This window comes from Gemmobacter fulvus, assembly GCF_018798885.1.
In the GTDB taxonomy this organism is placed as follows: Bacteria; Pseudomonadota; Alphaproteobacteria; order Rhodobacterales; family Rhodobacteraceae; genus Gemmobacter; species Gemmobacter fulvus.
Map to the genome: position 1 here is coordinate 48,939 of NZ_CP076361.1, position 25,682 is coordinate 74,620.

Genomic DNA, 25,682 nt, shown 5'->3' on the forward strand with positions numbered 1-25,682 from the left:
TGCCCTGATATGGGGGTTCCATCTGCGGGAAGGTCAAGGGCCATCCGGACGCACGAAAAAATGTGGCAGCCGGGCTTGACCTTCCCATGACTGGAAGCTCCATATGTCGCCGTGAAAGGATATTCCATGACACAGATCACCAATCCCCAGAGCCTGCGCTTTCACCTTGAGGGCATGACCTGCGCCTCCTGTGTGGCGCGGGTGGAGCGGGTGCTGACGGCCCAGCCCGGCGTGACGGCGGCGCGGGTCAATCTGGCGGATGACAGTGCCGATGTGCAGTTTGCCGATCCGGCCACGCCTGACACGCTTGCCGCGGTGCTTGCGGCGGCGGGCTATCCGCCGCGGCAGATCACGCTGGATCTGGCGGTTGAGGGCATGACCTGCGCCTCTTGCACCGGGCGGGTGGAGCGGGTGTTGCAGGCGCAGCCGGGGGTGATCGCGGCACGGGCCAATCTGGCGGCGCGGCGGGCGCAGGTCACGCTCTGGCAGGGAGGGGCCAGTGCCGAAGCGCTGGCGGCGGCGGTGTCGCGCGCGGGCTTTGCCGCCACGCCGCAGGCCGATGCCAATCCTGATGCGCGGGCGGACGAGCTGCGCCTGCTTGGCCGCGATACCTGGATCGCCGGGGCGCTGACCCTGCCGGTGTTCGTGGTGGAAATGGGCGGGCATCTGGTGCCCGCGCTGCACCATTGGCTGATGGGAATTGCGCCGCAGCAGGTGCTGTGGATCGCGCAATTCGTTCTGGCCACGCTGGTGCTGGCGATCCCGGGGCGGCGCTTCTATGCCAAGGGCATCCCGGCCCTGCTGCGCGGTGGGCCGGACATGAACAGTCTGGTCGCGGTCGGCACCTTTGCCGCCTGGGCCTATTCGACCGTCGCCACCGTCGCGCCGCATCTGCTGCCCGCCGCCGCCCGCGCGGTGTATTTCGAGGCGGCGGCGGTGATCGTGGTGCTGATCCTGCTGGGCCGGGTGATGGAGGCGCGGGCACGGGGGCGGGCCGGGGCGGCGATTGCCGGGCTGGTGGGCTTGCAGCCCAAGACCGCCCGCCTGCAAACGCCCGACGGCTTTACCCCCACGCCGATTGCGCAGATCCGCCCCGGCGACCGGCTGATGATCCGCCCCGGCGAACGCATCCCGCTGGATGGCACCGTGGTCGAGGGGCAATCGGCGGTCGATGAGGCGATGCTGACCGGCGAGGCGATCCCGGTGGCCAAGGCGGCGGGTGATACGCTGACCGGCGGCACGGTGAACGGCACCGGCGCGCTGTTGATGCAGGCGACCCATGTCGGGGCCGATACGGTGCTGGCGCGCATCATCGCCATGGTCGAACAGGCGCAGGGGGCAAAGCTGCCGGTGCAGGCACTGGTGGACCGGATCACGCTGTGGTTCGTGCCGGTGGTGATGGCGCTGGCGGCGGCGACGGTGGCGGTCTGGCTGGCCTTTGGCCCCGGTCTGGCCGAGGCGCTGGTCGCAGGGGTTTCAGTGCTGATCATTGCCTGCCCCTGTGCCATGGGGCTGGCGACACCAGTGTCGATCATGGTCGGCACCGGGCGTGCCGCCGAACTGGGTGTGCTGTTCCGGCGCGGCGAGGCATTGCAGACGCTGGCCACCGTGAACCGCGTGGCCTTTGACAAGACCGGCACCCTGACCGAAGGCCGCCCGGTGCTGACCGACCTCAAACCCGCTTCGCCGCATCTGTTGCGTCTGGCGGCGGCGGTCGAGGCGCAATCGGAACATCCGCTGGCGCTGGCGGTAGTGCAGCTGGCACAGCAAAAGGGGCTGGAGATCCCCGAGGCGCGAGATTTTGTCGCCACCCCCGGTTATGGCGCCGAGGCGCTGGTGGAGGGGCAGCGCATCACGCTGGGGGCTGCGCGCATGTTCCCGCAGGGGCTGGGCCAGTGGCAGGTGGAGGGCGAGGGCTTTGCGGTGCAGGGCAAGACGCCGATCTATGTGGCGGTCGAGGGCAAGGTGCTGGGCGTGCTGGCGGTTGCCGACCGGGTGAAGCCCGGCGCGGCCCCGGCGGTGCAGGCGCTGACGGCCATGGGGATCGAGGTGGCGATGATCACCGGCGATACCGAACGCGTCGCCCGCGCCATCGGATCGGAACTGGGCATCAGCGACATTCACGCCGAGGTGCTGCCCGGCGGCAAGGTGGAGACGGTGGCCGCCCTGAAACCCGGTGTGGCCTTTGTCGGCGATGGCATCAATGACGCACCCGCACTGGCGGCAGCGGATGTGGGCATCGCCATCGGCACCGGCACCGATGTGGCCATCGAGGCCGCCGAAGTGGTGCTGATGTCGGGGCAGCCGATGGGCGTGGCCACGGCGATCCGGCTCAGCCGGGCGGTGATGCGCAATATCCGGCAGAACCTGCTCTGGGCCTTTGGCTATAATGCGGCGCTGATCCCGGTGGCGGCGGGGGCTCTGGTGCCCTTCGGCGGGCCGCAACTGTCGCCCATGCTGGCGGCGGGGGCGATGGCGCTGTCGTCGATCTTTGTGCTGACCAATGCGCTGCGGCTGAAGCGCATCCGTGCGGTGGAGGCCCCGGAATGAACATCAAGGACGTTGCGGCCCGTGCGGGGCTGCCTGCCAAGACCATCCGATATTACGAGGAGATCGGGCTGATCCGCCCGTTGCGGCAGGCCAATGGCTATCGTGCCTTCCGCGACAGCGATCTGCACAAGCTGGCCTTTCTGGGCCGGGCGCGCAGTCTGGGCTTCACCATCGAGGAATGTCGCACGCTGATGGCGCTTTATGAGGATCAACACCGCGCCAGCGCCGATGTGAAGGCGCTGGCCGAAGATCACCTGAGCCGCATCGGGGCCAAGATTGCGGCTTTGGAAGCCATGCAGCGCACCTTGTCCGAGCTGGTTGCCGCTTGCGCAGGCGATCATCGCCCGGATTGCCCGATCCTGACAGGTCTGGCGGACAAGGCGTGCGGATAGGCTCTGGCCTTCCCCCGGCCTGCGTGGCAGGTTCGGATAAAACGGGGAGAGTATCGCAATGAAAACCGCGCCGCTGCCAGTGTTCGATGGCCATAACGACATCCTGTTGCGGATGCAGATGGCGCCGAAAAAGCGCGGGGCGATCTGGCTGACCGGCGAGGGGCGTGGCCATCTCGATCTGCCGCGGATGCAGGCGGGGGGCTTTGCGGCGGGGATCTTTGCCATCTATATCCCCAGCCCCGCCGCGCCCGGCGCGCCGGATTACGATGCGATGATGGACAACCCGCCCTATGAGATCGAATTGCCCGCGATGATCCCGCTGGGCGTGGCGCAGCCGATTGCGCTGTCGATGGCCGGGCATTTCCTGTGGATGGAACGCGCCTCGGACGGGGCCTTCCGGGTCTGCCGCAGCGTGGCCGAGATCGAGGCCGCGCAGGCGGCGGGCGCGATTGCGGGGGTCATGCACATGGAAGGGGCCGAGGCGATCGACGACAGTCTGGATGCGCTGCACAGCTTTCATGCGATGGGTCTGCGGTCACTGGGGCCGGTCTGGTCGCGCCCGACGATTTTTGGCCATGGCGTGCCGTTCAAGTTTCCGGGTACGCCCGACACCGGGCCGGGCCTGACCGATGCGGGCAAGCGGCTGATCCGCGAATGCAACAGCCTGCGCATCATGGTGGATCTGAGCCATCTGAACGAGGCGGGTTTCAACGATGTGGCCGCGATCAGCGATGCGCCGCTGGTGGCCACCCATTCCAACGCCCATGCCATCACACCCTCGACCCGCAATCTGACCGACCGGCAACTGGCGATCATCCGCGACACGGGCGGTATGGTCGGGCTGAACTTCGCCACCGTGTTCCTGCGCGAAGATGGCAAACGCGCCTCCGACATGGGGTGGGAGGCAGTGCTGCGCCATCTCGATCACCTGATCACGCATCTGGGCGAAGATCACGTCGGCTTCGGATCGGATTTCGACGGGGCGGCGGTGCCGGATGGCATCACCGATGCGGCGGGCCTGCCGAACCTGCTCGCGGCAATGGCGGCGCATGGCTATGATGCGGCGCTGATCGAAAAGCTGCGCTGGTCGAACTGGCTGCGGGTGCTGCGCCAGACCTGGGGCGGCTGAGCCGCCCGTTCAGGCGACCTTCAGCAAATCCTCCAGCGCGCTGTTGCCATCCACCATGTCGGACAACGACAGGCGGTCAAGGCTGGCATAAAATGCCTCCACCGCGGCCACCAGCGCGCATTTCAGCCGGCAGCAGCTGACCAGCGGGCAGGAGTTTTCGCCGCCCGCAAAACATTCGGTGAACGGCAGGCCCGCCTCGAAGGTGCGGAACACATCGCCCAGCGTGATGTCCTGCGGCGCGCGGCCCAGCATCAACCCCCCGGCGCGTCCGCGCACCGTATGCAGAAAACCCTTCTGCGCCATCAGGTGGATCACCTGCGCCAGATGGTTTTCCGAGGCATTGCAGGCCTGCGCCACCTCTTGTTTGCGGACCACGCGGCCCGGATTGACCGCACAGAACATCAGTGTGCGCATGGCGAGATTGGTGCGGGTGGTCAGTCTCATTGCAGGGTCCCGTTTGGCTTGGCTGATCTTGGCTAGCAGGTGGCACGGGGCGCAGACATGATTTGGATCATGTTTTTGCGATATCTCTTTGCTGCCGCCCGGCAGTGCCTGCGCGGAAGATGGCCACGAATCATATGTGCAACCTCAAACCGCTTTGATTTTTGGAAATCCCCGTGCTTATTGGAGAAATGGCTGAAATTTTCGTGATGATTTTTCAGTCTGTTTGCGCTAACACATAAGCGGTTTGGGAATTTGGGCCGGAAAGCTGCCTTGGGATCTGCGGAAATGCTCGGGCCTTGTGCCGCGGGCTTGCTGATCCCGGTGCGCCGCGCCTTACTGAACCCAGAGCCTGCAAACAGGCCGGACCGTGACAGATGGGACATTGACGTGACAGATATTACCGCGCCGCAGCTCAAGGCAGACATCCTGCGCCACCTGACATTCACGCTGGGCAAGGATGCCGCCCATGCCAGCGTCTACGACTGGCGCATGGCGCTGTCTTACGCGATCCGCGACCGGATCGTGGAGCCGTGGTTCGCCTCTACCCGCAAGACATGGGAGACGGGGGCCAAGCGGGTCTATTACCTGTCGATGGAATTTCTGATCGGGCGGATTCTGGAGGATGCGACGATCAACCTTGGCCTGCGCGACATGGCCGAGACGGTGATGGCCGATCTGGGGCAGGATTTCCGCACCTTGATCGAGGACGAGCCGGATGCGGCGCTTGGCAATGGCGGTCTGGGCCGTCTGGCGGCCTGTTTCATGGAAAGCATGGCGACGGTGGGCTGCCCGGCCTATGGCTATGGCATCCGCTATGAACACGGGCTGTTCCGCCAGCGCTTTGAAGGCGGGCGGCAGGTTGAGACGCCCGAGGATTGGCTGACCCAGCGCCACCCTTGGGAGTTCGAACGCCCGGAGGCCGCCTATACCATCGGCTTCAAGGGCGAGATCGTCACCCGCGATGGGCGCGAGGTCTGGGTGCCGGGCGAAACCGTGCTGGCCGAGGCGCATGATACGCCGGTGGTCGGTTGGCAGGGCAAATGGGCCAATACGCTGCGGCTCTGGGCGGCCAAGCCGACAACGCTGTTCGATCTCGAGCGCTTCAACCGGGGCGATTATGCGGCGGCAGCCGAACCCGAGGCGCTGGCGCGCACGCTCAGCCGCGTGCTGTATCCCGATGACACCACCTATCAGGGCAAGGAACTGCGGCTGAAGCAGGAGTTCTTCCTGACCTCTGCCGCGCTGCAAGACATCCTGCGCCGGTTCAAGACCGGCGGCCATCCGATCACCGATCTGCCGAACCACGTCGCCATCCAGATGAACGACACCCATCCTGCCATCGCCGGGCCGGAACTGATCCGGCTGCTGGTCGACGAACACGGGCTGGAGTTTGAACCGGCGCTGGATATCGCCCGCGCCTGTCTGGGCTATACCAACCACACGCTGCTGCCCGAGGCGCTGGAACGCTGGGCCACCTTCACCTTCGGCAATGTGCTGCCGCGCCATATGCAGATCGTGGAACGCATCGACGCCTGGCACAAAGCCAAATACCCGTCGCGCCCGCACTATGTGGGCATCGTGAAACATCACGAGGTGCGCATGGGCGAGCTGGCCTTCCTGATGTCGCACAAGGTGAACGGCGTCTCGGCGCTGCATTCCGATCTGGTGAAGAAGAACCTCTTCCCCGAATTGCACGCGCTGCACCCGGATCAGATCATCAACCAGACCAATGGCGTGACGCCGCGCCGCTGGCTGAAGATGTGCAACCGCCCGCTGTCGGGCCTGATCACCGACACGATCGGTGCTGGTTGGGAGGCGGATCTGGATCGTCTGCGCGAGTTGGAGCCGCATGTGGCCGATACGGGTTTCCGCACCGCCTTTGGCGCTGCCAAGCGGCAGAACAAGGTCGCTCTGGCAGAATGGATGGCCGGGCATTGTGGCGTGACCGTCAGCCCCGACGCGCTGTTCGATGTGCAGATCAAGCGCATCCACGAATACAAGCGCCAGTTGCTGAATATCCTGGAAACCATTGCCCGCTGGAACGCGATCCGTGAAAACCCGACGGCTGACTGGGTGCCGCGCGTCAAGATCTTTGGCGGAAAATCCGCGCCGGGCTATGCGGTGGCCAAGGAAATCATCCATCTGATCAATGATGTGGCGCAGGTGGTGAACACCGATCCGCTGGTGGGCGACCGTCTGAAGGTGGTCTATCCCGCAAACTACAATGTCAGCATGGCAGAGCGGCTGATCCCGGCGGCGGATCTGTCGGAACAGATTTCCACCGCGGGCAAAGAGGCCTCGGGCACCGGCAACATGAAGTTCATGCTGAACGGCGCGCCGACCATCGGCACGCTGGATGGCGCCAATGTGGAGATCCTGCACGAGGTCGGGGCCGAAAACTTCTTCCTGTTCGGCCTGACCGCCGATCAGGTGGTGAAGCGCCGCGAAGACCCCGACCATTCGCGCCATGCCATCGAGGCCAGCCAGACCTTGCAGGATGTGTTGCAGATGATCGCCGAGGGCCGTTTCTCGCCCGAAGAGCCGGGCCGCTATCACGCGCTGGTGCATCGGGTCTGGCACCATGACTATTTCCTCGTGGCGGCTGATTTCGATGCCTATCTCGCCGCGCAGGCCGAGGTGGACACCGCCTATGCCGACCGCGACCGCTGGCTGGCGATGGCGGCGATGAACACGGCGCGGTCGGGCTTTTTCTCGTCGGATCGCACGATCCGTGGTTACATGGCGGATATCTGGTCCGTCACATCGGCACTCTGACACAGGGTGCCAACCCAGAAGGGGGAAGATATGGCCAAAGCTCGGGGAGGGAGCGATTGGATCGACGCGGCGGCGGCACAGGCGATTGTGTCGGGCGCGCATGGCGATCCTTTCGCGGTGCTGGGGCTGCAAGAGGCAGGCGCGGCCTTTGTGTTGCGCGTGTTTCAGCCGGGGGCAGAGCGGGTCTGGGCGCTGCTGCCCGATCCGGTGGCGCTGGAACCGCTGGGCGAGGGGCTGTTTGCAGCGGCCTTGCCCAAGCGGGTGGCCTACCGGCTGCGCGCCGAAGGCAGTGGCGCGACATGGGAGTGGGATGACCCGTTCCGCTTTGGCCCGGTTCTTGGCGAGTTGGATGAATATCTGCTGGGCGAAGGCACGCATCAGCGCATCTGGCAGGTGCTGGGCGCGCATGTGATCACGCATGAGGGCACGGAGGGCACGCATTTCGCCGTCTGGGCCCCCAATGCCGAACGTGTGTCGGTGGTGGGCGATTTCAACATCTGGGATGGCCGCCGCCATCCGATGCGCAAACGCGGCGCAACCGGCGTCTGGGAAACCTTCATTCCCGGTCTGGGCGAAGGCGCGATCTACAAATACGAAATCCGCGGGCAGGGCGGACAGACCCTGCCGCTCAAGGCCGATCCGGTCGGCTTCGGGTCGGAACATGCGCCGAAGAACGGCTCGGTGGTGCGGCGGATCGACGGGGCGGTGTGGCAGGATGCCGACTGGCTGGCCAGCCGCGCCGCCCGGCATACGGTCGAGGCGCCGATCTCGGTCTATGAGGTGCATCTGGGCTCGTGGCGCCGCGCGCCGGGCGACCGGATGCTCAGCTATCTGGAACTGGCAGAGCAGTTGGTGGATTATGTGGCGGATATGGGCTTCACCCATATCGAGTTGCTGCCGGTCTCGGAATACCCGTTTGATGGATCCTGGGGCTATCAGCCGGTCGGGCTGTTTGCCCCGACCATCCGCCATGGCACGCCGCAGGAGTTTCGCGCCCTGATCGACGCCGCGCACCGCAAGGGGCTGGGCGTGATGCTGGATTGGGTGCCGGGGCATTTTCCCACCGATCCGCATGGATTGGGTCGCTTTGACGGCACGCCGCTATATGAACATGCCGACCCGCGCGAAGGCTTCCATCAGGACTGGAACACCCTGATCTACAATTATGGCCGGACCGAGGTGCAGAATTTCCTCGTCTCCAACGCGCTGTATTGGCTGGAGGAATACCATATCGACGGGCTGCGCGTGGATGCGGTGGCCTCGATGCTCTACCGCGATTATTCGCGCAATGCCGGCGAATGGATCCCCAACAAGGATGGCGGGCGCGAGAATTACGAAGCCATCGCCGTGCTGCAACGCATGAACATCACCGCCTATGGCGAGGTGCCGGGCATCGTGACGGTGGCCGAGGAAAGCACCGCCTTTCCGGGGGTGTCGCGGCCGGTCAACTGGGGCGGGCTGGGCTTCGGGTTCAAGTGGAACATGGGCTGGATGAACGACACGCTGTCCTACATGCAGCGCGACCCGATCTATCGCAAACACCATCACCACCAGATGACCTTCGGCCTGCATTACGCCTGGTCGGAAAACTACATCCTGCCGATCAGCCATGACGAGGTGGTGCATGGCAAGGGCAGCATGCTGGACAAGATGCCGGGCGATGGTGAACAGAAGTTCGCAAACCTGCGGGCCTATTACGGCTTCATGTGGGGGCATCCGGGCAAGAAACTGCTGTTCATGGGCTGCGAATTTGCCCAAGGGCGCGAATGGAACCACAATCAGAGCCTCGACTGGCATCTGCTGGTGGATCCGCAGGCCGGGCCCTACCACGCAGGGATGCAGCGGCTGGTGCGCGATCTGAACACGCTCTACCGCGCCACGCCGGCGCTGCATGTGAACGACACCCGGCCCGAAGGCTTTGCCTGGCTGGAGGGCAATGACGCCGAAGGCTCCACCTATGCCTGGCTGCGCAAGGGTGGCGCTGCCGATCCGGTGGTGGCCATCGTGGTGAACATGACGCCGGTGGAGCGGCGTCTGCGCATCGGTCTGCCGGAGGCGGGACAGTGGGACGAGGTTCTGAACACCGATGCGGCCCTCTATGGCGGCGGCAATCGCGGCAATCTGGGCGGGGTGACGACCGAGCCGGTGCCGTGGCATGGCCAGAGCCAGTCGGCGATGATCACCCTGCCACCGCTGTCGGCCCTGTATCTGCGCCAGTCAGCTTGACCAATCTGTAAGAGTATGCGGCGGTTCAACCGCCCGGAGGGAGGACGGACATGAAAGCAAGACCCAATCAGAGGCTGTCATCGCAAGCCATGGCCTTTGTGCTGGCAGGCGGGCGCGGATCGCGTCTGAAAGAACTGACGGACCGCCGCGCCAAGCCTGCGGTCTATTTCGGCGGCAAGACGCGGATCATCGACTTTGCGCTGTCGAACGCCTTGAACTCCGGCATCCGCAAGATGGCGATTGCCACGCAATACAAGGCGCACAGCCTGATCCGCCACATGCAGCGCGGCTGGAACTTCTTTCGCGCCGAACGCAATGAATATCTCGACATCCTGCCCGCATCGCAGCGCGTGGCCGAAACCAAATGGTATCTGGGCACCGCCGATGCGGTGACGCAGAACATTGATATCGTGGACAGCTATGGGGTGAAATACATCATCATTCTGGCCGGCGACCATATCTACAAGATGGATTACGAGGTCATGCTGCAACAGCATGTGGCAACCGGGGCCGATGTGACCATCGGCTGCCTGACCGTGCCCAAGGCCGAAGCCACCGCCTTTGGCGTGATGCATGTCGATGCCGAGGGACGGATCACCGATTTTCTGGAAAAACCCGCCGATCCGCCGACCATTCCGGGCGATCCGCTGCATGCGCTCGCCTCGATGGGCATCTATGTGTTCAACTGGGATTTCCTGCGCGACCTGCTGATCCGCGATGGCGAGGATGATAATTCCAGCCATGATTTCGGCAATGACATCATTCCCGAAATCGTCAAACACGGCAAGGCCATGGCGCATCGCTTTGCCGAAAGCTGTGTGACGGCGGGGCTGGAGGATGAACCCTATTGGCGCGATGTCGGCACGATTGATGCCTTCTGGCAGGCCAATATCGATCTGACCGATTTTGTGCCCAAGCTGGACCTTTACGACAACAGCTGGCCGATCTGGACCTATGGCGAGATCGTCCCGCCGGCCAAGTTCATCCACGATCAGGACGGGCGGCGCGGCTCGGCTGTCAGCTCGCTGGTGTCGGGCGATTGCATCGTGTCCGGCTCCGAGGTGCGCAATTCGCTGCTGTTCACCGGCTGCCGCACGCACAGCTATTCCACCATGGAATATGTTGTGGCGCTGCCGCAGGTGGTGGTGAACCGCAAGGCGGAGCTGAAGAACTGTGTGATCGACCGGGGTGTGATCATTCCCGAAGGGCTTGTCGTGGGGCAGGACCCGGAGGAGGATGAAAAGTGGTTCCGCCGCAGTGAGGGCGGCATTGTGCTGATCACGCAGGACATGCTGGATGCGCGGGCGCACAAGATCGGCTGAGGCGCAGATGGAGGCGCCGGGGGCCTTGCCCCCGGACCCCCAGGATATTTGGACCAAGATGAATGAGGGTGCCATGGAAATGAAACGGGTTCTGTCGGTGGCCTCGGAATCTGTGCCTTTGTTGAAAACCGGCGGGCTGGCCGATGTTGTGGGGGCATTGCCCGGCGCGCTGGCGGCCGAGGGCTGGCAGATGCGGGTGTTGATGCCTGCCTATCGGGCGCTCAGGCCGTTGATCGCGGGCTGGGCGGAGGTGTTTGCCGAAGAGGATCTGTTTGGCGGCCCGGGCCGGGTATATGCGGGCGAGGTGGCCGGGGTTGCCATGCTGTTGCTGGATGCGCCGCATCTTTATGACCGGGAGGGCGGGCCCTATAATGCAGCAGGGGGTGATTGGCCTGACAATGCGCAGCGCTTTGCCGCGCTGAGTTGGATTGGCGCGCGTATCGCCCGCGAAGGTCTGGCGGATGGCTGGCGGCCGCAGGTGCTGCATGCCCATGACTGGCAGGCGGGCTTTGCCCCGGCCTATCTGGCCTTTGGGGGCGCGCGCGATGTCGGCACCGTGATCACCATCCACAATATTGCGTTTCAGGGCTGGGCCGAGGTGGGTCTGTTGCGGCAGCTGCGCCTGCCGGCGCATGAGTTCCATCCCGGCTCGCTGGAATATTACGGCGGGCTGTCCAGCCTGAAGGCCGCACTTGTCACGGCGGACAAGATCACCACGGTTTCCCCCTCTTATGCGGCAGAGTTGATGCGCCCGGAGTTTGGCATGGGGCTGGAAGGGGTGATCGTGGCGCGGGCCGCCGATGTGCAGGGCATCCTGAATGGTGTGGATGAAACCGTCTGGTCGCCCGAGGTGGAGCCGCGGCCCTATTCGGCGCGGCGGATGAAGGGCAAGGCGGCCAGCCGGGCGGCGCTGTGTGCCGAGTTCGGGCTGGAGGTGCCGGGGCCGCTGGCGATTGTGGTCAGCCGGATGACCGATCAGAAGGGCATTGATCTGCTGCCAGAAGTGCTGCCCGAATTCATCAGGGGCGGGGGTGGTCTGGTGATGCTCGGCTCCGGGGACCCGGCGCTGGAGGCGGCGATGCTGGCGCTGGTGGCGCGGTTCCCCGGGCGGGTGGCGGTGCGCATCGGTTATGACGAGGCGCTGAGCCATCGCATGTTTGCGGGGGGGGATGCGGTGCTGGTGCCCTCGCGGTTCGAGCCTTGCGGGCTGACGCAGATGTATGGTCTGCGCTATGGCACGGTGCCGGTGGTGGCGGCGGTGGGCGGACTGGCCGATACGGTGATCCATGCCAATCCGGCGGCTTTGGCGGCGGATGTGGCGACCGGCCTCACTTTTCAGCCGACCGATGCCCCGGCCTTTGCCGAGGCGCTGCGCCGCCTGCTGGCCTTGCACCGCGACCCGGCGCTCTGGGCACGGGTGCAGAAACATGCGATGGCGCAGCCGGTGGGCTGGCAAACATCGGCTGCCGCCTATGCGAAACTCTATGAAAGCGTGCTGCGCGCATGATGACGCCCACACATCCTTTGCCCGCGCGCCTGTCAGGCCATGCGATCAGCGCCGGTCGCCCCTGGCCGATGGGTGCGAGCTTTGACGGGGAAGGCGTTAATTTTGCTGTCTTTTCCGCCCATGCCGAGCGGGTAGAACTGTGCCTGTTTTCCCCCGATGGCCGCAAGGAGCTGTGCCGGTTGCCGCTGCGCGACCGGGATGGTGACATCTGGCATATTCATGTGGGCGGCATCACGCCGGGCACGCTCTATGGCTATCGGGTGCATGGCCCCTATGTGCCAGAGGATGGTCATCGCTTCAATCCGCACAAGCTTTTGCTGGATCCCTATGCGCGGCAATTGTCGGGGCGGCTGAAATGGTCGGATGCGCTGATGGGCTACAAGGTGGGCAGCCCGCGCGCCGATCTGTCGTTTGACACGCGCGACAGCGCCTTTGCCGTGCCGAAATCGGTGGTGGTCGATCCCAGTTTCAACTGGGGGCCGGACCGGGCACCGCGGATTCCGCTGTCGGAGACGGTGATCTATGAGGCGCATGTGAAGGGGCTGACCGCGCAGCATCCGGGGGTGGAGCCGGGGCTGCGCGGCACCTATCTGGGGCTGGCCTCGGATGCGGTGCTGGAGCATCTGGTCAAGCTGGGCATCACCACCATCGAGCTGCTGCCCACCCATGCCTTTCTGGATGACCGCTTTCTGGTGGCCAAGGGGTTGCGCAATTATTGGGGCTATCAGAGCATCGGCTTTTTTGCCCCGGAACCCCGTTACATGACGCGCGGCGAGGTCTGGGAGTTTCAGACCATGGTGCGCCGGTTTCATGCGGCAGGCATCGAGGTGGTGCTGGATGTGGTTTATAACCATTCCGGCGAGGGCGATGAACTGGGGCCGTGCCTCAGCTTTCGCGGTCTGGACAACCGCAGCTATTACAAGCTGCGCGAGGGCGGTCGTTATTATGTCAACGATACCGGCACCGGCAATACGCTGAACCTGACCCACCCGATGGTGCTGCGTATGGTGATGGATTCGCTGCGCTATTGGGTGGAGGTCATGCATGTGGATGGCTTCCGCTTCGATCTGGCCTCGGTGCTGGGGCGCGAGGCTTACGGATTTGATGCGCAGGGCGGGTTTTTTGATGCGGTGCGGCAGGATCCGGTGCTGAACCGGGTCAAGCTGATCGCCGAGCCTTGGGATATCGGGCCGGGCGGCTATCAGCTCGGCGCCTATCCGCATCCGTTTCTGGAATGGAATGACCGGTTCCGCGACGGTCTGCGCCGGTTCTGGCGGGGCGACGCGGGCATGGCACCCGATCTGGCCAAGCGGCTTTTGGGCAGCGCCGAGCGGTTCGACCATTCAGGCCGTGCGGCCAGCACCTCGGTCAATTTCGTGACGGCGCATGACGGGTTCACGCTGGAGGATCTGGTCAGTTTCACCACCAAGCGCAATCTTGCCAATGGCGAGGACAACCGCGACGGCCATGGCGACAACCATTCCGACAATCTGGGGGTGGAGGGTCCGAGCGCGGATCCCGCAATCCGGGCCGCGCGGGATCTGCGCAAGCGCAACCTGTTGACCACGCTTCTGATCGCGCAAGGCACGTCGATGCTACTGGCGGGTGACGAAATTGGCAACAGCCAGCAGGGCAACAACAACGCCTATGCGCAAGACAACGAGATCGGCTGGGTGGATTGGGCCCATGCCGATACCAAGCTTGCGGACTTCGTGGCCCGGCTGCTCGTGCTGCGCAAGGCGCATCCGGTGCTGCGGCAGCGCCGGTTCCTGCACGCCAAAAGTCGGGCGGCGGATGGTCTGGCCGATGTCATCTGGCGTCGCGCCGATGGCGAAACGCCTCGGCCCGAGGATTGGCACGATCATGCCTTCCGCTGTCTCTGCATCGAATTGCGGATGGCCGCCGAAGCGGACGAGCCGGGGCAAGAGGCGATTTTTGCTGTATTCAACGCAGGTTGCGCGCAAAAGCTTATCTTGCCAGACACGGCGCCGGGCTGGCGTCTGATTCTGGATACCACTGAGCCCGAGGCGGCACCCGTGCTGGCGAAACCGGGGCTTGAGGTGCCTGCCCATTCCGTGCTTGTTTTTGAACCCGTTCATAGCTGAGGGCCATCATGACTGCCTTGACCATTGCCACCACACCCATCGCCGGGCAAAAGCCGGGCACCTCTGGCCTGCGCAAGAAAACCCCGGTGTTCATGGGGCCGCATTACCTCAATAATTTCGTGCAGGCGATCTTTGACGCCATTGGTGGGGCGGCGGGCAAGACCTTTGTGCTGGGCGGCGACGGGCGTTATTTCAACGATAGCGCGGCGCAGATCATCCTGAAGATGGCGGCGGCGAATGGTGCGGCGCGGGTGATCGTCGGGCAGGGCGCGGTTCTGTCAACTCCGGCGGCCAGCCATTTGATCCGGCTGAATAAAACCGATGGCGGCATCATCATGTCGGCCAGCCATAACCCCGGCGGGCCGGAAGAGGATTTCGGCGTGAAGTTCAACATGGCCAATGGCGGCCCGGCCCCCGAGGCGGTGACCGAGGCAATGTTTGCCATCACCGAAACGATCCGCGAATACCGCATGTCGGATGCGCCTGACATTGACCTGAATGCCATCGGCCGGGTGCAGCTGGACGGTATGGTGGTCGATGTGGTCGATCCGGTGGCCGACTATGCCGATCTGATGGAAAGCCTGTTCGATTTCAAGGCGTTGCGCGCCATGTTTGCCAACGGTTTCACCATGCGCTTTGATGCGATGTGCGCCGTGACCGGTCCCTATGGCATCGAAATTCTGGAAAATCGGCTGGGCGCTGCCAAGGGCACCGTGACCCATGGCACGCCTTTGCCGGATTTCGGCGGCATGCACCCCGACCCGAACCCGACCTGGGCGCATGAGCTGATGGACGAAATGTTCGGGGCCGATGCGCCGGATTTCGGCGCGGCCTCGGATGGCGATGGCGACCGCAACATGGTGGTCGGGCGCGGCATCTATGTCAGCCCGTCGGACAGTCTTGCGGTGCTGGCGGCCAATGCCCATCTGGCCCCGGGTTATGCGCGGGGCTTGGCTGGGGTGGCCCGGTCGATGCCGACCTCGGCGGCGGCAGACCGGGTGGCGGATGCGCTGGGGATCGGCAAATACGAGACGCCGACGGGGTGGAAATTCTTCGGCAATCTGCTGGATGCGGGCAAGGCCACGCTCTGCGGTGAAGAAAGCTTCGGCACCGGCTCGGATCATGTGCGCGAAAAGGACGGGCTTTGGGCCGTGCTGCTCTGGCTGAACATTCTAGCGGTGCGGCAGCAGACCGTGGCGCAGATCATGGCCGATCATTGGGCCAAATACGGGCGCAACTATTATAGCCGCCATGATTTCGAAGCGATTGCCACCGACAAGGCCGATGCGATGATGGCGGCGCTGCGGGCGAGCTTGCCCAGCCTCAAGGGGCGGCAGATCGAGGGCATGGAGATCGCGGCTGCCGATGATTTTGCCTATACCGATCCGGTGGATGGCTCGGTCAGTGCGCGGCAGGGCGTGCGGATCCTGTTCACCGATGGTGCGCGCATCGTGATGCGCCTGTCGGGCACCGGCACCGAAGGCGCAACGCTCCGGGTCTATCTGGAGCGCTATGCGGCGGGCCCCGAGGGGCTGGACCATGATCCGCAGCAGGCGCTGGCCCCGGTGATACGCGCCGCACATGAGCTGGCCGGGATCGAGGGCTATACCGGGCGCGTCACCCCGGATGTGATCACCTGAGGCGCCGTTGCCGCCGGAAAGCCGGAACCAAGACTTTCGGCTTGCTTGCCCCGTGCTGTGCCTGCGTTAAAGTGAAGCAGGCGACGGAGGAAATGCAATGTCGGAACGGCTGTTGAACACTGCGCTGATCGTGGATGACCACCCGCTGTTTTGTGATGCGCTGTCGATCACCTTGCGGGCGGTGGGCGGTGTCGGGCAGGTGGAAACGGTGGACCGGCTGGAGGCGGCGCTGGCCCGGCTTGATCTGATGCCGATGCCGGATGTGATCGTGCTGGATCTGAACCTGCCGGATGTGACCGGGCTTGATGGGTTGATCCGGCTGAAGGCGGCGGCGGGGGCGGTGCCGGTGGTTGTTGTCTCCAGCCTGACCGACAACCGGGTGATTGCGGCGGCGTTCCAGGCGGGGGCGGCGGGTTTTGTGCCGAAACATTCGCGGCGCGAGGTGTTTCGTGCCGCCTTTGATGCCATCCGTGCCGGACAAAGTTACCTGCCCGATGGGTATGTGCCGCCCGCCGCCGAAGGCGGGCCGGTTACCTCGCGCGAACAGGCGCTGTCGCGGCTGGCCTTGCTGACGCGGCAGCAGGCGAAGATCCTGCAACTGATCTGCGAGGGGCGGCTGAACAAACAGATCGCCTTTGATCTGTCGATTGCGGAAACCACGGTGAAGGCGCATGTTACCGCGATCATGCGCAAGCTGGGCGTGCAAAGCCGCACGCAGGCGGTGCTGATTGCAGGCGAGGCGAGTTTCAGCGCGATCATGCCCGAAAACGGCTGACTTGCGGGATGAGGAAGCGGGGGACGCATGAATGACGGCCCGGTGATCGTCACGGCGCATGTCGATGCGCGCAGCGCGACACCAGCGGCGCGTCTGGCGGCGGCGCTGGGGCCGGGGCCGTTTGCCTGTGTGATGCTGTTCATCTCGCCCGAGGCGGATCTGGCGGCGCTGCTGGCCGAGGCCGCCTTTGATGCGCCGGTGATCGGCTGCACCACGGCGGGCGAGATTTCCGGCGAGGGCTATTCCGAAGGCGGCATCGTGGCGCTGGGGCTGCCCGCCGCCTATTTCGCCGCTGACATCCTGCTGATCCCCGATCTGGTGGCGATTGACAGCGAAGACCTGATCGGGCGGCTGATCCGGGCGCGGCAGGGGCTGCGGGTGCTGCGGCCGGGGTGGGACCACGAATTTGCCTTTCTGATGGTCGATGGCCTGTCGACGCGCGAAGATGCGCTGACGGCCGCGCTTGCCGCCGGGCTGGGGCCGGTGCCGCTGTTTGGCGGATCGGCGGCGGATGGCACGCGGTTTCGCGAAACATTCGTTGTGCATGACGGGCGCGCGCTGCGCAACGCGGCGGTGCTGGCCATGGTGCGCTCGCGCTGCCGGGTGAAGGTGTTCAACCTCGATCATCTGGTGCCGACCGAAACCCGCATGGTGGTGACCGAGGCCGACCCGGCCAACCGCACCGTGCGCCAGATCAATGCCGAACCGGCGGCGCGGGAATATGCGCGGCTCTTGGGCAAGGATCCGGGCCAGCTCGATACCTTCACCTTTGCCGCCCATCCGGTTGTGGTGCGGATCGGCGGGCGGCATCATGTGCGGGCGATCCAGCAGGTGGCACCGAATGGCGATCTGGTGTTCTTTTCGGCGATTGACGAGGGGCTTGTGCTGACCCTGGCTGAGCCGGAGGATATGGTGGCCCATCTGGAGCGGGAACTGGCGGGGCTGGCCATCGGCACGGCCCCCGAGGCGATCCTGGCCTGCGATTGCATCCTGCGCCGGATGGAGGCGCTGGAGAAACAGAAATATGGTGCAGTCTCGGCCATCCTGCGCGACAATAACGTCGTCGGCTTTTCCACCTATGGCGAGCAGCTTAATTCCATGCATGTGAACCAGACGATGACGGGTGTCGCCATCTTTCCGCCGGGGGTGTGAGGGTGCAGCCGCGCGCCTCCAGCCTGCTTGATCCCGCCGATACGCCCGAACGGCAGCGCGAAAAGCTGTTGACCATCGCCGAGGTGCTGATGCGCCGGGTGGAGCAGGTCACCGATGACAGCGTGGCCGCCTATGCCCAGTTTCAGCGCGCGGCGATGCTGGAGGATCAGGTGTCGGCCCGCACCCGCGACCTGGAACGGGCGCTGGATCTGCTGAACCAGTCCAACGCCCGGCTGGCCGAGGCCAACCGCGAAACCGAGGCGGCGCGGCAGAACCTCGCGGATGCGATCGAGACGGTGCAGGAAGGCTTTGCGCTGTTCGGCCCCGATGAGGTGCTGGTGATGTGCAACTCCCGCTTCGGGATGCACATGCTGGACCTGCGCGACCATCTGAAAGCGGGCCTCAGCTTTGATGATTATGTCGAGCGGGTCAGCCGGTCGCGCTACCTCGCCTTGCCCGAGGGTGAAACCCCCGAAATCTGGGCGGTGCGGCGGCGCAAACGCCATCTTGACCGGCATGTGATCTTTAATGTGCGGCTGATCTGGAACCGCTGGTTGCAGATTTCGGAACATCGCACCGCCAATGGCGGCACGGTGATCATCCAGATGGATGTGACCGATATCATCCGGCTGGAGCGCGAGGCACGCGGGCGGATGCTGGACGATCAGGCCCGCATCATCCGCGCCACGCTGGATCACATCAGCCAGGGCGTGTGCATCTTTGATGCCGAACGGCGGCTGGTGGGTTGGAATGAACGGCTGGGCGATCTGCTGGCCATTCCGATGCAGCGGTTCCGGCTGGGGGTTGGCTTCGGCACGCTGATGGAGCGGCTGGAATCCGAAATCACCTTTGGCGAAGGCATGACGGCGCAGCGCTTTGCCGATTGGGTGTTGTCGGGGCCGGGGCGGGCGGCGCTTGGCTTTGAATTGCAGCGCGGCACGCTGATCCTGCAAGCGGATGCGCAGGAAATGCCCGATGGCGGCTTTGTGGTCAGCTTTACCGATATTTCCGCCGAACGCGCCGCACGATCCGCCTTGTCGGCGGTGAACGAGACGCTGGAGGCGCGCGTGATGGAGCGCACGCTGGAGCTGGCCGATGCGCTGACCGACGCCGAACGCGCCAATGCCAGCCGGGCGCGCTTTGTGGCGGCGGCCAGCCATGACCTGTTGCAGCCGCTTTCGGCGGCCAAACTGTTCATCGGCTCCATCGCCGCCGAGGCGCTGGAGCCTTTCGCGCGTGAGGCGGTGCAGAAGGCGCAGAACGCGCTGGATTCGGTTGAGGGGATTCTGGGCGCGCTGCTCGATATTTCCAAACTGGAAAGCGGGCGGGTGGCGGTCTCTCCGGGGCCGGTGCGGCTCGACCGGATTCTGGGGCCGCTGCGCGAGGAATTTGCCGCCATTGCCGCCGCCAAGGGTCTGCGCCTGACGGTGATGCCCTGTTCTGCCGTGGTGATCTCGGATCCCGCTTATCTGCGGCGCATCCTGCAAAATCTGATCGGCAATGCGGTGCGTTATACGATGACGGGCCGGGTGCTGGTGGGTGCGCGGCGGCAGGGTGGCATGATCCGGCTGGAGGTGCATGACACCGGGCCGGGCATCGCGGAAGAGGATCAGGATGCGATCTTCCGCGAATTTCACCGCCTGAATGCGCCGGCCTCGGCATCGGAGGGCATGGGGCTGGGCCTTGCGATTGTCGAACGCGCCTGTGCCGCGCTCGGCCATCCGCTCGGGCTGCAATCGGAACCGGGGCGCGGCAGTTGTTTCATGTTGCAGCTGGCGGTGGCCGACGGGCCGGGTGAGGCAAATTTGCCTGCGCCAAGGCCGCTGGTTGCCCCGCAGCATGGCACCCAGGACCGCATCGCCTTTCTGGTGGAAAACGAACCCGATCTGCGCCGCGCCATGGGGCTTTTGCTGGAAAAATGGGGCATGAGCGTGCTGGATGCGGGCACCGGCGAAGAGGCGGCAGCGCTGATCGAGGAAATCGGCATCCTGCCGGATGTGTTTCTGGTGGATCATCAGCTGGGCGATGGCATGTCGGGGCTGGAGTTCATCCAGCTGATGCGCGCCCGTTATGGTGCCTTGCCCGCCTGCCTGATCACCGCGCAGCGCACACCGGCACTCGCCACTGCTTGCGAGGCCGCCGGGGTGCAACGCTTTCTGAAACCGATTGATGCGCGGGCGCTGGAGGGCTGGCTTTCGGCGCTGCCGCCCGCCGCATGAGCCAAGGCCCTACGACTTTGGTTCCATAGCGCCCGAGCTTTGTCTTTTGATAGCGTTCACATAAGAGAGGGAGAGACAGATGCAACTCACCGATCAACGCGATATCAAGGCCCCGCCCGAAACTGTCTGGGCCGCCATTCTCGATCCCGACATGCTGAAAGCCGCCGTCCCCGGATGCGAAAGCATATCGGGCAGCCCCGAGACCGGGTTCGAGGCGGTGGTGGTGCAGAAGGTGGGGCCAGTGAAGGCAAAATTCACCGGTGTCGTCACCCTGTCGGACATCGTGCCGGGGCAAAGCTTGACGATTTCCGGTGAAGGCAAGGGCGGGCCTGCGGGTTTTGCCAAGGGCGGTGCCAAAGTGCGCTTCGAGGCGATCCCCGAAGGCACACGACTGAGCTATGATGTGGAGGCCAATGTCGGCGGCAAGCTCGCGCAGCTTGGCTCGCGCATCATCGACGGCTTTGCCAAGAAGATGGCGGATGAGTTTTTCGAACGGTTCCAGCAGGCCGTGGAGGGGCCTGTGGAGCCGGAGCCGATCGCCGGGGCAGATCCGGCACCCGAGGAAAAAAAGGGCTGGTTCAAGAAGCTGCTCGGCTGAGCGCCAGACCATACCAAGCATATGCCAGGGAGGGAAGGAATGACGAAAGTCACATTGACGGTGAACGGCAAGACCGTTTCCGGGGAGGCCGAGGGGCGCACGCTGCTCTCCAGTTTTCTGCGCGAAGGGCTGGGGCTGACCGGCACCCATATCGGCTGCGACACGTCGCAATGCGGCGCCTGCGTTGTGCATGTGGATGGTCGCGCGGTGAAAAGCTGCACCACCTTTGTGCAGGATGTCAGCGGCGCCGAGGTGCGCACGATTGAGGGCATGGCCAATTCCGACGGATCGCTGTCGGTGCTGCAACAGGCGTTTCAGGATCACCATGGCCTGCAATGCGGCTTCTGCACGCCGGGCATGGTGATGTCATCGGCGGCGCTGCTGGCGGAAAACCCGTCTCCGACCGAGGCGGAGGTGCGCCACTACCTTGAGGGCAATATCTGCCGCTGCACCGGCTACCATAATATCGTGAAGGCGGTGCTGGCGGCCTCTGGCCAGGATGTTTCGTCGGTTGCGGCGGAATAACAAGCAATAACAGGGTTTTGCGGTGTGGCCTTGGTCCATCGCATCAAGGGAGGAAAGCAAATGCCGAAAGACGGTGGCATCGGCGCCAGCACCAAGCGGCGCGAAGATGTGCGGTTCCTGACAGGCAAGGGCCGCTATACGGACGATATCAACATTCGCGGTCAGGCCTATGCGTGGTTCATCCGGTCGGATGTGGCGCATGGCCGGATCAACAGCATTGACACCAGCGCCGCCGAGGCGATGGACGGCGTGGTGAAAGTGTTCACCAGCGCCGATTTTGCCGGTGTGGGCGGAATTCCCTGCGGCTGGCAGGTGACCGACAGGTTCGGCAAACCGATGCAGGAACCCAAGCATCCGGTTCTGGCCGATGGCAAGGTGCGCCATGTCGGCGATCCGATTGCCGTCGTGGTGGCCGAGACGCTGGAACAGGCGCGCGATGCCGCCGAGGCGGTGGAGATCGACATCACCCAGCTGCCCGCCGTGGTCGACATGAAAGCGGCGCTGCTGCCCGATGCGCCGAAAGTGCATGAGGAACTGACCTCAAACCTTTGTTATGACTGGGGCTTTGTCGAAGAGAATAAAGCCGCTGTCGATGAGGCCTTTGCCAAGGCCGCCCATGTCACCACGCTGGAATTGATCAACAACCGTCTGGTGGCCAACCCGATGGAGCCGCGCGTCGCGGTAGGCGATTATGAATCGCACAGCGGCCATCACACGCTTTACACCACCTCGCAGAACCCGCATGTGATCCGCCTTCTGATGGGGGCCTTTGTGCTGGGCATCCCGGAACACAAGCTGCGCGTGGTGGCCCCGGATGTGGGCGGCGGTTTCGGCTCCAAGATCTACCATTATGCCGAAGAGGCTTTCGTCACATTTGCCGCCAAGGCCTTGAATCGTCCGGTGAAATGGACATCGAGCCGGTCTGAGGCGTTCTTGTCGGATGCGCAGGGCCGCGACCATGTGACCAAGATCCAGCTGGCGCTGGATGCCGACAACAACTTTACCGCGCTGCGCACCGATACTTATGCGAATATGGGCGCTTACCTGTCGACCTTCGCACCGTCGATCCCGACTTGGCTGCACGGCACGCTGATGGCGGGGAACTATCGTACGCCGCTGATCTATGTGAATGTGAAGGCGGTATTCACCAATACCATTCCGGTCGATGCCTATCGCGGCGCGGGCCGCCCGGAGGCCACGTTCCAGCTGGAACGGCTGGTCGACAAGGCCGCGCGCGAACTGGGGGTCAGCCCCATCGAACTGCGCCGCCAGAACTTCATCAAGGCTGACCAGTTCCCCTATCAGACGCCGGTCGCCGTGGTCTATGACACCGGAAATTACGATGCGACCCTCGATAAGCTGCTGGAAATCTCGGACCATGCCGGGTTCGAGGCGCGGGCGGCGGAATCGAAGGCGCGGGGCAAGCTGCGTGGCTTTGGTCTGGCCCATTATATCGAGGCCTGCGGCATCGCGCCGTCAAACCTCGTGGGGCAACTCGGCGCGCGCGCGGGGCTGTATGAAAGCGCCTCGGTGCGGGTGAATGCCACCGGCTCGATCACCGTGTTCACCGGCTCGCACAGCCATGGTCAGGGCCATGAGACCAGCTTTGCGCAGGTGGTGGCCGAAATGATCGGCATTGATGCGGGCCAGATCGAGATCGTGCATGGCGACACCTCGAACACCCCGATGGGCATGGGCACCTATGGGTCACGCTCGCTGGCGGTCGGTGGTTCGGCCATCGTCAAGGCCACCAATAAAATCGTCAACAAAGCCAAGAAGATAGCGGCCCATCTTCTCGAAGCGTCTGAAGGCGACATCGAGCTGAAGGACGGCAAGTTCTCGGTTGCGGGCACGGACAAATCGGTGGATTGGGCCGGGGTCACGCTGGCCGCCTATGTGCCGCACAACTATCCGCTGGAAAGCATGGAGCCGGGGCTGGAGGAAACCGCCTTCTACGATCCGTCCAACTTCACCTATCCCTCGGGCGGGTATGGCTGCGAGGTGGAGATTGATCCCGAAACCGGCAAGGTCGAAATCCTCGCCTTCAGCGCTGCGGATGATTTCGGCAATATCGTCAATCCGATGATCGTCGAAGGTCAGGTGCAGGGCGGTCTGGCGCAGGGCATCGGGCAGGCGCTGATGGAAAACTGTGCCTATGATGAAAACGGCCAGCTTCTGTCGGGCAGTTTCATGGATTACGCGATGCCGCGTGCCGATGATCTGCCGATGTTCAAGGTCGATCACAGCTGCATCACCCCCTGCACCCACAACCCGTTGGGCGTGAAGGGCTGTGGCGAAGCGGGGGCAATCGGCTCGCCGCCGGCAGTGGTCAACGCGGTGATCGACGCCTTGCACCGCGCTGGTCGCACCGACATCACGCATATCGACATGCCGCTGACGCCCTCGCGCGTCTGGGCTGCGATGAACAAAGCCTGAGGAGGATCAGATGCATAATTTTGAATTCGTCAAACCCTCCAGCATCGCAGAAGCGGTGGCCGCCCTGTCACGCGACGGAGCGCAGGCGCTATCGGGTGGGCAGACCCTGACGCCGACGATGAAACAGCGGCTGGCAGCGCCCGAGGTTCTGGTCAGCCTGACCGGTATCCCCGAACTGAAAGGCGTCTGCACCGGCGATGGCGGTGTGCATATCGGGGCGGCAACCACGCATGTCACTGTGGCGCGCGAGGCGGTGGCGCATTATCCGGCGCTGGCCAAGCTGGCGGGCGGCATCGGCGATCCGGCGGTGCGCAATCGTGGCACCATCGGCGGCAGTCTGGCCAACAACGACCCCTCGGCCTGTTACCCTTCGGCAGTGCTGGCTTCGGGGGCGACGATCGTCACCAATACCCGCCGGATTGCGGCAGATGATTACTTTCAGGGCATGTTTTCCACGGCGCTGGACGAGGGCGAGATCATCACCGAAGTGCGCTTTCCCATTCCTGAAAAGGCCGCTTATGTGAAGTTCGATCAGCCCGCCTCACGCTTTGCGCTGACCGGGGTGTTTGTGGCGAAATATGCGGACGGGGTGCGGGTGGCGATCACCGGTGCGTCGAATGACGGTGTATTCCGCTGGTCCGAGGCCGAAGCGGCGCTGAGCGCCAATTTCGCCGCATCAGCGATCGAAGGGCTGTCGCTGTCCGGCGCGGGCATGATCAGCGATCTGCACGGATCGGGCGACTATCGCGCGCATCTGTGCAAGGTGCTGACCAAACGGGCGGTGATGGCCGCCTCCTGACATCGGGCGCAGACCCCAGCAAAGGCAAGGCCCGCAATTGCGGGCCTTTTCCTTATCCCTTGCCACCTTGGGTCAGGTAGACGGCGCAGCCGGTCAGCGCGGCATAATCATCCGCCACCACCGTCACCGAAAACTCGTTTTGCAGCAGTGGCACCCGGCGCGGTTGGCGGAAATGATGACCCAGACCATAGGTGGCGAAATGCGGGGCCATCGCCAGCGACATGCCGCCAATCAGATAGATACCGCCATAGGGCAGGTGGATCAGCGCCAGATCGGCCAGCGTCTGCGCGAGAATGCGGGTATAAAGCTCTGCCGTATGCACCGCGACCGGATCGTTCTGCGCCAGCGCCGCCAGAACCTCGGCCGAGGCCGCCTCGGTGACCGCACCCACTTCGGCGGCGGCAAAGCGGTGCAGATTGGCCAGACCGCGCCCGGACAGCACCTCTTCGACACCGGCATGCGGCACTTCATCGCGCGCGGTCAGCAGCGCCTCGATAAAGCGCACCAGCCGGAAATCCTCGTCGGTCTGGGCGGGCAGGTTGACATGGCCACATTCCGACGGCGGCACCACGCGCCCCCAGGGCGTGTTATGGACGGGGGCCGCATTGACGCCGGTGCCGAGGCCCACGACCAGCATGGAGGCCCCGGATTCTATCGGGCCGGGCACCACCCTGCGCAGATGGCTGTCGGTGATATAGCCCAGGGCCTGACCCTGCGCCTGAAGATCGTTCAGAATTGCCACCTGCGCGGCCCCGGTTGCGCGCGAGACCCGTGCGGCGTCGATCACCCAGGGCTGATCCTCGCTGTCGCGCAGATTGGTCATGGTCACGGCACCATCGCGCACCGGCCCGGCCCCGGCGACACAGGCCCCGCCCACCGCCGCCACGTTTTCATCGGCCATATAGCGGGCCAGAACCGCATCAATGCCGTTGAAATCGGCATTGCGGAACCGGCGGACGCTCGGCTCTTCGATCACCTTGCCGCGCGCCAGCGCCACACGGGTATTGGTGCCACCAATATCAGCCACCAGCGAAAAGGGGGCGGTTGTCATGCTGTCCTCCAGATGCGTCAGCGGTGCCGGGCCAGAG

At 64.4% G+C, this 25,682-nt stretch carries 18 protein-coding genes; 16 read left to right on the plus strand and 2 right to left on the minus strand.

The window, feature by feature from the left end; translation table 11 throughout:
* Window positions 1-126 precede the first annotated feature (126 nt).
* The 3 genes from KM031_RS00230 to KM031_RS00240 are packed head-to-tail and all read left to right on the plus strand — an operon-like array spanning window position 127 to window position 4,071.
* Window positions 127-2,550 (plus strand): heavy metal translocating P-type ATPase, encoded by a 2,424-nt coding sequence (locus KM031_RS00230; protein ID WP_215504355.1) that lies wholly within the window; start codon window positions 127-129, stop codon window positions 2,548-2,550.
* Window positions 2,547-2,942: a Cu(I)-responsive transcriptional regulator gene (cueR, locus tag KM031_RS00235; protein WP_215504354.1), complete on the plus strand. Its 396-nt coding sequence runs from the start codon at window positions 2,547-2,549 to the stop codon at window positions 2,940-2,942. Before KM031_RS00230 ends, cueR begins: the two co-directional genes overlap by 4 nt.
* 58 nt (window positions 2,943-3,000) lie before the next feature.
* Window positions 3,001-4,071: a dipeptidase gene (locus KM031_RS00240; protein ID WP_215504353.1), complete on the plus strand. Its 1,071-nt coding sequence runs from the start codon at window positions 3,001-3,003 to the stop codon at window positions 4,069-4,071.
* A gap of 9 nt (window positions 4,072-4,080) precedes the next feature.
* Here KM031_RS00240 and KM031_RS00245 read toward each other — a convergent pair whose 3' ends face one another.
* Window positions 4,081-4,515, minus strand: a complete 435-nt coding sequence (locus KM031_RS00245; protein ID WP_215504352.1) for an RrF2 family transcriptional regulator — start codon at window positions 4,513-4,515, stop codon at window positions 4,081-4,083.
* A 381-nt stretch (window positions 4,516-4,896) separates the two neighbouring features.
* Between KM031_RS00245 and KM031_RS00250 the strand changes: the two genes are divergently transcribed.
* The 13 genes from KM031_RS00250 (at window position 4,897) to KM031_RS00310 (ending at window position 24,594) form a co-directional block, all read left to right on the plus strand.
* Complete coding sequence (locus KM031_RS00250) at window positions 4,897-7,290, plus strand: glycogen/starch/alpha-glucan phosphorylase (protein ID WP_371879019.1); 2,394 nt, start codon at window positions 4,897-4,899, stop codon at window positions 7,288-7,290.
* A 30-nt stretch (window positions 7,291-7,320) separates the two neighbouring features.
* On the plus strand, window positions 7,321-9,516 hold the full coding sequence (gene glgB, locus KM031_RS00255) for a 1,4-alpha-glucan branching protein GlgB (RefSeq protein WP_215504351.1): 2,196 nt from the start codon (window positions 7,321-7,323) through the stop codon (window positions 9,514-9,516).
* A gap of 50 nt (window positions 9,517-9,566) precedes the next feature.
* The gene (gene glgC / locus KM031_RS00260; RefSeq protein WP_215504350.1) at window positions 9,567-10,838 is read left to right on the plus strand and encodes a glucose-1-phosphate adenylyltransferase; all 1,272 of its coding nucleotides are present in this window, start codon (window positions 9,567-9,569) and stop codon (window positions 10,836-10,838) included.
* Between the two features lie 79 nt (window positions 10,839-10,917).
* The gene (gene glgA / locus KM031_RS00265; RefSeq protein WP_215504588.1) at window positions 10,918-12,345 is read left to right on the plus strand and encodes a glycogen synthase GlgA; all 1,428 of its coding nucleotides are present in this window, start codon (window positions 10,918-10,920) and stop codon (window positions 12,343-12,345) included.
* Window positions 12,342-14,450 (plus strand): glycogen debranching protein GlgX, encoded by a 2,109-nt coding sequence (gene glgX / locus KM031_RS00270; RefSeq protein ID WP_246566899.1) that lies wholly within the window; start codon window positions 12,342-12,344, stop codon window positions 14,448-14,450. The genes glgA and glgX overlap by 4 nt, the downstream gene beginning before the upstream one ends.
* Before the next feature lie 8 nt (window positions 14,451-14,458).
* Window positions 14,459-16,090, plus strand: a complete 1,632-nt coding sequence (locus KM031_RS00275; protein WP_215504349.1) for an alpha-D-glucose phosphate-specific phosphoglucomutase — start codon at window positions 14,459-14,461, stop codon at window positions 16,088-16,090.
* A 97-nt stretch (window positions 16,091-16,187) separates the two neighbouring features.
* Window positions 16,188-16,865, plus strand: coding sequence for a response regulator transcription factor (locus KM031_RS00280; RefSeq protein WP_215504348.1), 678 nt, complete (start codon window positions 16,188-16,190; stop codon window positions 16,863-16,865).
* 27 nt (window positions 16,866-16,892) lie between these two features.
* A complete protein-coding gene (locus KM031_RS00285; protein ID WP_215504347.1) occupies window positions 16,893-18,017 on the plus strand; it encodes an FIST N-terminal domain-containing protein in 1,125 nt (374 codons plus the stop codon).
* A 2-nt stretch (window positions 18,018-18,019) separates the two neighbouring features.
* Window positions 18,020-20,236 carry a hybrid sensor histidine kinase/response regulator gene (locus KM031_RS00290; protein WP_260692019.1) on the plus strand — a complete coding sequence of 739 codons (2,217 nt, stop codon included), beginning with the start codon at window positions 18,020-18,022 and terminating at the stop codon, window positions 20,234-20,236.
* A 79-nt stretch (window positions 20,237-20,315) separates the two neighbouring features.
* The gene (locus tag KM031_RS00295) at window positions 20,316-20,834 is read left to right on the plus strand and encodes an SRPBCC family protein (RefSeq protein ID WP_215504346.1); all 519 of its coding nucleotides are present in this window, start codon (window positions 20,316-20,318) and stop codon (window positions 20,832-20,834) included.
* Window positions 20,835-20,873: 39 nt separating this feature from the next.
* Window positions 20,874-21,359, plus strand: coding sequence for a (2Fe-2S)-binding protein (locus KM031_RS00300; RefSeq protein ID WP_215504345.1), 486 nt, complete (start codon window positions 20,874-20,876; stop codon window positions 21,357-21,359).
* A gap of 60 nt (window positions 21,360-21,419) precedes the next feature.
* On the plus strand, window positions 21,420-23,795 hold the full coding sequence (locus KM031_RS00305) for a xanthine dehydrogenase family protein molybdopterin-binding subunit (RefSeq protein WP_215504344.1): 2,376 nt from the start codon (window positions 21,420-21,422) through the stop codon (window positions 23,793-23,795).
* Between the two features lie 10 nt (window positions 23,796-23,805).
* On the plus strand, window positions 23,806-24,594 hold the full coding sequence (locus KM031_RS00310; RefSeq protein WP_215504343.1) for an FAD binding domain-containing protein: 789 nt from the start codon (window positions 23,806-23,808) through the stop codon (window positions 24,592-24,594).
* 52 nt (window positions 24,595-24,646) lie between these two features.
* Here the strand turns inward: KM031_RS00310 and KM031_RS00315 are convergent, their stop codons facing one another.
* Entirely contained in the window at window positions 24,647-25,645 is a 999-nt protein-coding gene (locus tag KM031_RS00315; protein ID WP_215504342.1) for a glucokinase, read from the minus strand.
* Window positions 25,646-25,682: the final 37 nt, after the last annotated feature.

Coding starts and splice junctions, on each gene's coding strand:
- KM031_RS00275 (WP_215504349.1), top strand. CDS start 14,459: ATGACTGCCTTGACCATTGCCACCACACCCATCGCCGGGCAAAAGCCG.
- KM031_RS00285 (WP_215504347.1), top strand. CDS start 16,893: ATGAATGACGGCCCGGTGATCGTCACGGCGCATGTCGATGCGCGCAGC.
- KM031_RS00245 (WP_215504352.1), bottom strand. CDS start 4,515: ATGAGACTGACCACCCGCACCAATCTCGCCATGCGCACACTGATGTTC.
- glgB (WP_215504351.1), top strand. CDS start 7,321: ATGGCCAAAGCTCGGGGAGGGAGCGATTGGATCGACGCGGCGGCGGCA.
- KM031_RS00230 (WP_215504355.1), top strand. CDS start 127: ATGACACAGATCACCAATCCCCAGAGCCTGCGCTTTCACCTTGAGGGC.
- KM031_RS00310 (WP_215504343.1), top strand. CDS start 23,806: ATGCATAATTTTGAATTCGTCAAACCCTCCAGCATCGCAGAAGCGGTG.
- KM031_RS00315 (WP_215504342.1), bottom strand. CDS start 25,645: ATGACAACCGCCCCCTTTTCGCTGGTGGCTGATATTGGTGGCACCAAT.
- glgC (WP_215504350.1), top strand. CDS start 9,567: ATGAAAGCAAGACCCAATCAGAGGCTGTCATCGCAAGCCATGGCCTTT.
- KM031_RS00295 (WP_215504346.1), top strand. CDS start 20,316: ATGCAACTCACCGATCAACGCGATATCAAGGCCCCGCCCGAAACTGTC.
- cueR (WP_215504354.1), top strand. CDS start 2,547: ATGAACATCAAGGACGTTGCGGCCCGTGCGGGGCTGCCTGCCAAGACC.
- KM031_RS00300 (WP_215504345.1), top strand. CDS start 20,874: ATGACGAAAGTCACATTGACGGTGAACGGCAAGACCGTTTCCGGGGAG.
- glgA (WP_215504588.1), top strand. CDS start 10,918: ATGAAACGGGTTCTGTCGGTGGCCTCGGAATCTGTGCCTTTGTTGAAA.
- glgX (WP_246566899.1), top strand. CDS start 12,342: ATGATGACGCCCACACATCCTTTGCCCGCGCGCCTGTCAGGCCATGCG.
- KM031_RS00305 (WP_215504344.1), top strand. CDS start 21,420: ATGCCGAAAGACGGTGGCATCGGCGCCAGCACCAAGCGGCGCGAAGAT.
- KM031_RS00240 (WP_215504353.1), top strand. CDS start 3,001: ATGAAAACCGCGCCGCTGCCAGTGTTCGATGGCCATAACGACATCCTG.
- KM031_RS00280 (WP_215504348.1), top strand. CDS start 16,188: ATGTCGGAACGGCTGTTGAACACTGCGCTGATCGTGGATGACCACCCG.